A 1,757-nucleotide genomic window follows, 5' to 3' on the forward strand; every position below is an offset into this window, starting at 1 on the left:
CTGGGAACCAACAGCTGGCTTTGGCAGACCATCGTTAATCAATCGTGCTTTCTGCTTATGGTTAGTCATGGAAGAGACTCGTTAGTTTGTTTTAATAACCAGAAACCGCCCCTTGAGTTTTCAGCCATGATTTATTGAACTTGCGGCATATCGGACGGATCAATCAGTAAAAAGCCCTGATTGATGCAAGCCCCGTGCCAACGGACCCCAAAATGTAGGTGAGGACCTGTTACTCGACCCGTTTCGCCTACCAAGCCAATCTTTTGACCTTTGGTAACGGTTTGATTGGTTTTAACCAAAGAGCTCTTCAAATGAAAGTACTCGGAAATTAAGCCATTACCGTGACCAATGTAAACTGAGTTCCCACTATAAAACTGAGTTCCCACTATAAAAATGATTCGCCACGAGCAACACACGACCATTGCCTATGCTCAGGGCTGATTCGCACATGCCAACCGGATAGTCTTGTCCTGTATGCCGATCGCGGGGCTGACCATCAAACGTTCGGCAAGCACCGAAATTACCTTCTCCTTTCGGCAGTGGATTGGCAGGCTTGCCTACAGGTAGATCGAAGACGGCAGGACGAACGGTCGCTTTGTAGCTAAGGATTGGATTGACGATCGCGGCTTCCTTGACAGCACGAGCCTGATTTTTCGCAGATACATTGATATATCCCTTCTTAGGGAAGTTTTTAAGGTCTTTCTGGATACAGGCTTTGGTGCTCACCTGGAGGGTAGCCGTTTCTAATTTGCCGCCCGTTGTCCGACGGGAGATGGTATAGGAGCCTGGCGTCATAGCCATGTCAACGGGATAGTAGCAGGTAACATTAACGTCCGACCAAGCCCGCTTCTCAAAGCTACAGCGCAGGCAATTGCCAGCCCAGCGAGCCACTTCACCCTGAGCTACGTTCACCGACTTAGGCGCTAAGCTCAGCCCAGCTTTCTGGTTTTGAGCATTTCCAACCGGTACGTTGAGTAAGAGGGTAAGTAGAGACATTAACCGAATTATAGGCATGGAATGGCTTCTTAGAAAGGCGCTAACTGATTGTGCGGCTAAGTTATTTATTGAGCTTTAGTGGTTACCAAACAGCCCGCCAAGTATAGTACCAAGCCCTCCGCTCTGACCACCCAGCGAATTGAGTAGGCTCCCCGCATCAACACTTGAGTCATTGGGATCGTTGGCTTTATGCAACAGCTTACCAAGCACCAGCGGCACTAAAGCTCCGGCCACGGACATGGCTACCTGGGGTGAGATGCCCAGTTTACTCATCAGGTCTTGTTGAACCGTCTGTTGAACGCCCTGCGTGGCGGGATGATCAGCCACGCTACCCCCTTGCCCGGTTACCATCCCCAGTAAACCGCCCAAGCCACCGCCCTGGGCTTGCTGACCCAATCCATTCATGATGCCACTGGTGACTGTTTGCAGCACCGTATCGTTCTTCTCATTGGGAATGGCGGGGTTGTTAATAACCGACTGGCCCGCATGCTGGCGGACGAGATTCAAAATGGTTTCAAACATGATCAGCGGCGTTTAAGCTGGCGGACAAGCCGCCTGAGTTCGTACTTTCTAACAGATACCCTAACGGATTGTTCATCGTAGCCAGTTAATGGTCTTAAAAAGGGGAGTGCCTTAAGCCATCCAGTTCGCTCAGGTTTGGGCTTATAATTCATTATTAATTAACTTTCCGCAACAAACCATCTGGGTACTGCGTAGTAGAAGTCAGTGATATTTATTAAGTAGATCAAACAGCTCTGATC

General features: G+C 49.3%; 3 protein-coding genes. All 3 read right to left on the reverse strand.

Annotation, left to right across the window (positions count from 1 at the left end):
• Nucleotides 1–131: 131 nt before the first annotated feature.
• Nucleotides 132–422: a M23 family metallopeptidase gene (locus GO755_RS41730; protein ID WP_227687294.1), complete on the reverse strand. Its 291-nt coding sequence runs from the start codon at nt 420–422 to the stop codon at nt 132–134.
• On the reverse strand, nt 367–996 hold the full coding sequence (locus GO755_RS40560; protein ID WP_227687295.1) for a hypothetical protein: 630 nt from the start codon (nt 994–996) through the stop codon (nt 367–369). Before GO755_RS40560 ends, GO755_RS41730 begins: the two co-directional genes overlap by 56 nt.
• 75 nt (nt 997–1,071) lie before the next feature.
• Nucleotides 1,072–1,518 (reverse strand): hypothetical protein, encoded by a 447-nt coding sequence (locus GO755_RS40565; protein WP_157591155.1) that lies wholly within the window; start codon nt 1,516–1,518, stop codon nt 1,072–1,074.
• Nucleotides 1,519–1,757: the final 239 nt, after the last annotated feature.

Source organism: Spirosoma arboris, from assembly GCF_009754945.1.
Classification (GTDB): domain Bacteria; phylum Bacteroidota; class Bacteroidia; order Cytophagales; family Spirosomataceae; genus Spirosoma; species Spirosoma arboris.

Coding starts and splice junctions, on each gene's coding strand:
- GO755_RS40565 (WP_157591155.1), bottom strand. CDS start 1,518: ATGTTTGAAACCATTTTGAATCTCGTCCGCCAGCATGCGGGCCAGTCG.
- GO755_RS40560 (WP_227687295.1), bottom strand. CDS start 996: ATGTCTCTACTTACCCTCTTACTCAACGTACCGGTTGGAAATGCTCAA.
- GO755_RS41730 (WP_227687294.1), bottom strand. CDS start 422: ATGGTCGTGTGTTGCTCGTGGCGAATCATTTTTATAGTGGGAACTCAG.